Source organism: Inquilinus sp. (assembly GCF_057815775.1).
Genome location: NZ_JBYRFX010000298.1, coordinates 1 through 5,216, shown reverse-complemented (window position 1 = coordinate 5,216; position 5,216 = coordinate 1). Strand labels below are relative to the sequence as shown.

Below are 5,216 nucleotides of genomic sequence, written 5' to 3'. Positions count from 1 at the left end.
CCTTCGGGTGCTCGGCCACGGCTGCGGTCTGGCGCCGGCGCCAATCGTCCAGCGCATCGGCCACCGCGGGGTCGGCCAGGGCGAGGATCGCGGCGGCGAGCAGTGCTGCGTTGATCGCGCCGGCCTTGCCGATGGCCAGGGTGCCGACCGGGATGCCGCCGGGCATCTGCACGATCGACAGCAGGCTGTCCATGCCCTTCAGCGCCTTGCTTTCGACCGGCACGCCCAGCACCGGCAGCGGCGTCAGCGCCGCCGCCATGCCGGGCAGGTGTGCCGCGCCGCCGGCACCGGCGATCACCACCTTGACGCCGCGGTCGCGGGCGCCGCTGGCGAAATCATACAGCCGCTGCGGCGTGCGGTGGGCGGAAACGATGTGCGCCTCATGGGCGATGCCCAGCAGCGCCAGCGTCTCGGCGGCGTGGCGCATGGTTTCCCAGTCGGACTGGCTGCCCATGATGATCGCCACGGGGGCGACGGGTTCGGCCATGGGTCGGGTGATCCTCGGTCTTGCGGGCGAATGGGCCGGTCAGGTGATGATGGGGCAGGCGGTGATGATGGTCAGGCGATGATATCGGGCAGAATCCGGCTCTCGATCATGGTGATCTGATCCTTGAGCATCAGCTTGCGCTTCTTCAGGCGCTGGATCTGCAGCTGGTTCATGGGCCCGTCCGCGGTCAGCCGGTCGATGATCTCGTCAAGATCGCGGTGCTCGATCCGCAATGCGGCGAGCTTTTCCTGCATCGACTCGATGTCGATCATTCCCTCCGTCGACCTTTCATGCGGATCCGGATTTCAGCGGCCGGGATCATAGCGCAGGCGGCCCCCCGACCGGAACGCGTTTGACGCGGGGGTGGCGTCCGGCTGCCGCATCAATGGTTTACAGCCGCCGGGAGGCAAAATCGGGTCACGCGATCCTCGCGATGTCGCCGACCCGGATCTCGCCTGGCGCCTCGACCGTGCACAGCACGCCGAAATGGGTGGCGTTGCGCCTGGTGATGGCCATCAGCACCGCGGGGTCCTGCGGCAGCGTGCCCTGCGCCACGGTGGTGAAGGCGCAGCGCACGCAGGGGTCGACGACGCGGATGCGGGCGGTGCCGATCGCCACCGACCGCCCGATCCAGCTGGTCTCGGCAAAGCCCTCCGCACCGGGCAGGTCGAGCACCAGATTGGGCCGGAACCGCCTGATATCGATGGCGCTGTCCGGCAGGATCGCCTGCAGCGCAGCCAGCGACGCCGTGGTCAGGATATGGATCGGGTGGCGCTCGTAGCGCGGCTTCAGCGGGCCTGATGTCGCCGTGTCGTCGGCGTCGTCGGCATGCGGCCGGACCAGCACGGGAAAGCCGAAATGCCCGGCCAGCGCGTCCCCGGCCTCCTCGGGTGGCAGGCTGCGCCCGTCCGGAAAATCGAGCCTCAAGCCGGCGTCGGTGAGGCGGGCCGCGACCTGGGGCGCGGACCGCCAGCGGCGCTTCGATTCCGGAAAGGCGGTCTCGCCGCTGTCGCGGTCGGCCAGGCCCCAGACCCGATCGCCGGCCAGCCCGGCCGGACCGACGGTGCAGCCGGCCAGGGCCTCGCCGCCGAGCGAGCTGACCGGATAGCGCCACAGCGCCGCGACCCGTCCTTCCATGGCCTCCCTCGTTTTCTTCGCTGCATTATGGCTGAAGAAAAGACGGAGGCAACCGGCCTGCTACCGGTCCAGCCGATGCACGTCGTGGGTGACGACACCGGTGTCGGCCGAGGGTTTGTCGAGCCGGCGCGGATCGGCCAGGGTGCGGCGGATGTCGTCCAGGCCGCTCTGCCAATGCTCGCGCATCGCGTCCAGCCCGAACTCGAAATCCTTCGAATGCCCCTCATAGGCCTTTGACTGGTAAATCAGGTGGACGATGTTGTAGGCGCGGTGGCAGGCCAGGTCGGCGATGGCCTGGATCGCCGGGTCCTTCTTCGCGTCCTCCGGCAGCTTCTCCATCACAATCTGCAGCGCCTGGCGCATCTTCTGCATCTGCATCATGTAGGTGGTGATGGCGCGGGTCCGGCTGGAATACTGGATGTCCTTCTGCCGGCTCGACACCTCCATCAGATCGTCCGGCAGCTCGCCCTTGGCCGACCACAGGTCGACCTGGAAGGTCAGGGTGTCGCGTCGTGGCTCGGTCGACAGCACATAGGACAGCGGCGTGTTCGAAACCACGCCGCCATCCCAGTAATGCTCGCCGTCGATCTCGATCGACGGGAAGCCGGGCGGCAGCGCGCCGGAGGCCATGAAATGCTCCGGCCCCAGCCGCCGGTCCGTCGTGTCGAAATAGACGAAGTTGCCGCTGCGGACATTGACCGCGCCGACGCTGACCCGCATCTCGCCCGAATTCAGCCGGTCGAAATCGACCAGCCGCTCCAGCGTGTCGCGCAGCGGCGTGGTGTCGTAGAAGCTGGTGGCGGCATCGCCGGCGAAGGGCGACAGGTAGGGTGGCGGGAAGCGCGGTTTGAAGAAGCCGGGCTGGCCCTGGAACAGGGCGCGCATCGCCGCGGCGGTGTTGTGGGCCGAGCGCAAATCGAAGGCGAAGGGCAGGTCGCCGAAGCCGTCCATTCCCGGCAGCGAGGCCGGCACGGCGCAGATCGTCTCCCAGAACTCGCGCAGGCGGTCGACGCGCTGGGCTTCGGGCGACCCGGCGATGATGGCGGTGTTCAGCGCGCCGATCGAGATGCCAGCCAGCCAGGTCGGCTCGATCCCGGCCTCGTGCAGCCCTTCATAGACCCCGGCCTGGTAGGCGCCGAGCGCCCCGCCACCCTGCAGCACCAGGGCCACGACGTCGTAGGAGGGCAGGTCGACCGGCCCGGGGGCCCCCATGGCCTGCTTCCGTTTTGCGCCTCGCATCGAGTGTTCTCCCATGAGCCGGACGATGTCGCATCGTCCGGCTCCATCCTGAAAAATCGAGGTGCAATCGCGCCCCGGTGGCCGGCTCAGGCCAAATAGTCGTGCACGACGGTGCCGAGGCCGAGCGTCAGGTCGGCGACCAGATGCTTGGCCGACAGCACCTCCAGCACCGGCAGCTCCGCGATCGGCGCCAGCGCATGCGGGTACAGGTCCAGGGCTCCCGGCCCGGTCCAGGCGCCCTTCACCGTGACATCCTCGAGGTAGAATTTCACCAGCTCGCAGATCCGCGCGGTGCCGTCGACATGCGGAATGATCTTCAGCAGGAAGTTCGGCGCGCCCAGCCCCTTGGTTTCCGCCGCCAGGTCGAGGGTGCGGTGCTTGTAGCCCATGGTGCCGGTGGCGATGCGGACCGACCCGTAATTCAGCGTGCCGACCAGCGTGTCGGTCTCGACCGCCAGGGTCGGCTGGGCCAGCTTCTTGGGGAAGCCCCACAGCTCACGCCCGCCGGCGATCGGCGGATGGTCGTTCAGGAACATCTGGTGGGTGTAGCCGCCGACCTGGCCCTCGAAGCGCACCGGGATCACCTGGCCGCTTTCGGTGTAGTCGCCGAAGCCGGTCGAATCCGGCATGCGGATGAATTCGTAATTCACCACCGGCTCGATGATCTCGAGCGGCTCGGGCACCACCCGGCGCAGCGCCTCGGGGTCGGTGCGGTAACGGATGATGAAGTATTGCCGGTTGACGAAACGGTAGGGCCCGGGCGGAAAGGCGGGGCTGGTCAGCGGCATGGCGAAGGCGGTCTTCCGCACGGTCTCGCGGTCCATCGCGTCTGTCCTCGGTTCGTTGTGCGCTGCACAATGTTAGCCGAGCGGACCGGTGCGGAAATGGGGAAAGCGCCGTGTTAAGGAAATTTCACATCGCGAGGTCGGTTTTGTCGCGGCGCCCTGCGGCGGTCGACCACCCGGCGACGGATTGCCTCGCCCTGATGTCAGGAAAAGAAGCCGCGTTGACTTGTAGCTGCCATCTCGGCGTAACATATCCGAAAGAGGAGGGGCCTGAACCACCGTACCCAGCTTTAACGGAGGAGCGAGAGATGGCCGTTGCCGAGCGTATGGAATCGCTTAAGACGAAGCACGCCGCCCTGGACCGCACACTCGATGATGCGGTTCACCGTCCGCTACCCGACGAGATCGAAGTCGTACGGTTGAAGAAGGAAAAGCTGAGGCTGAAGGACGAAATGGCCCGGCTGGACCATTTCTGAACGGAGAGATCGGACTCTCCACGAGTTTCGAGGGCGGTGCCGGGGGGCGCCGCCCTTTCCGTATCCGGCCCCCGTGCCGGGCTCAGTCGTCGTTGGCCTCGTCCGAGTCATCGCCATAGGAGACGGTGGGGGTCGGGATCGACCCTGGCGGCAGGTGGGCCCGCGCCTTGGTCAGCGCCGCATCCAGTTCCATGTAGGAACAAAGACCCAACATGACCGGGCTGCGCGGCTTCAGGTTCGGCGAATTCCAATGGGTCTTGTCGCGGATCGCCTGGATGGTCGGCTTGGTGGTGCCGATCAGCTTGCACAGCTGCGCATCCGACAGCTCCGGATGCTCCTTCAGCAGATAGGCGATGGCGTCGGGCTTGTCGCCGCGCTTGGTCACCGGCGTGTAGCGCGGGCCCTTCGAACGGGCGACCGGCTGGGGCATGTCGGAGATCGCCATGCGCAGCCGGGCCTTGGGGTCGGCCTGGCAGCGCTCGATCTCGGCCAGGGTCAGCTGGGCGTTGACGATCGGGTCCATCCCGACCATGCCGATCGCGACCTCGCCGTCGGCGATGGCCCGGATCTCCAGCTCATGCAGGCCGCAGAAGGCCGAAATCTGGTCGAAGCTCAACGACGTGTTTTCGACGAGCCAGACGGCGGTCGCCTTCGGCATCAAAGGTTGTTTGTTCATCGTCGCGTTCTCCTCTGCGCAAAGCGATCCCGCCGCGACCGGCCGGGGGCGGCCGACCTGTCCTCTCTCACTCGTAGTATCTAAGGGAGGGGAGCGGGGTCGGCGCGGCGCCGCCCACTGTGCTCGACCTAGGGATGAAGCGCGCGCAAGTCAAGCAAGGAGTATGATCTTGCCGACATGCTCGCCGCTTTCCATCAGCGCATGGGCCTCCGCCGCCCGGGCCAGCGGGAAGGTGGCGTGGATCAGCGGGCGGATCCGGCCGGCCTCGATCAGCGGCCAGACCTCGGCCTGAAGGGCGGCGGCGATCTTGCCTTTTTCGGCCACGCTGCGCGGCCGCAGGGTCGATCCGGTCAGGGTCAGGCGCTTCGCCATCACCTTCTGCAGGTCGATTTCGACCTTCATGCCCTTCTGGAAGG

Annotated in this window: 8 protein-coding genes; 1 reads left to right on the top strand and 7 read right to left on the bottom strand. The window is 67.3% G+C overall.

Annotated elements, in window-relative coordinates:
* The 5 genes from purE to AC3XYG_RS10625 form a co-directional block, all read right to left on the bottom strand.
* Positions 1-487, bottom strand: a 487-nt coding sequence (gene purE, locus AC3XYG_RS10645; RefSeq protein ID WP_489139802.1) for a 5-(carboxyamino)imidazole ribonucleotide mutase, incomplete at its 3' end; no start/stop codon positions are given.
* A 71-nt stretch (positions 488-558) separates the two neighbouring features.
* Positions 559-759, bottom strand: a complete 201-nt coding sequence (locus tag AC3XYG_RS10640) for a YdcH family protein (RefSeq protein ID WP_489139801.1) — start codon at positions 757-759, stop codon at positions 559-561.
* Between the two features lie 145 nt (positions 760-904).
* Positions 905-1,624 carry an MOSC domain-containing protein gene (locus AC3XYG_RS10635; RefSeq protein ID WP_489139800.1) on the bottom strand — a complete coding sequence of 240 codons (720 nt, stop codon included), beginning with the start codon at positions 1,622-1,624 and terminating at the stop codon, positions 905-907.
* A 60-nt stretch (positions 1,625-1,684) separates the two neighbouring features.
* Entirely contained in the window at positions 1,685-2,836 is a 1,152-nt protein-coding gene (locus AC3XYG_RS10630) for a DUF3734 domain-containing protein (RefSeq protein ID WP_489139799.1), read from the bottom strand.
* Between the two features lie 113 nt (positions 2,837-2,949).
* On the bottom strand, positions 2,950-3,687 hold the full coding sequence (locus AC3XYG_RS10625; protein WP_489139798.1) for an acetoacetate decarboxylase: 738 nt from the start codon (positions 3,685-3,687) through the stop codon (positions 2,950-2,952).
* A 269-nt stretch (positions 3,688-3,956) separates the two neighbouring features.
* Here AC3XYG_RS10625 and AC3XYG_RS10620 point away from each other — a divergent pair, with 269 nt between their 5' ends.
* Positions 3,957-4,124, top strand: coding sequence for a YdcH family protein (locus tag AC3XYG_RS10620; protein WP_489139797.1), 168 nt, complete (start codon positions 3,957-3,959; stop codon positions 4,122-4,124).
* Between the two features lie 82 nt (positions 4,125-4,206).
* Here AC3XYG_RS10620 and AC3XYG_RS10615 read toward each other — a convergent pair whose 3' ends face one another.
* Both AC3XYG_RS10615 and AC3XYG_RS10610 read right to left on the bottom strand, forming a co-directional pair.
* A complete protein-coding gene (locus AC3XYG_RS10615; protein ID WP_489139796.1) occupies positions 4,207-4,800 on the bottom strand; it encodes a DUF1013 domain-containing protein in 594 nt (197 codons plus the stop codon).
* Positions 4,801-4,950: 150 nt separating this feature from the next.
* Positions 4,951-5,216: zinc-binding dehydrogenase (locus AC3XYG_RS10610; protein ID WP_489139795.1), on the bottom strand; the 266-nt coding region annotated here is incomplete at its 5' end.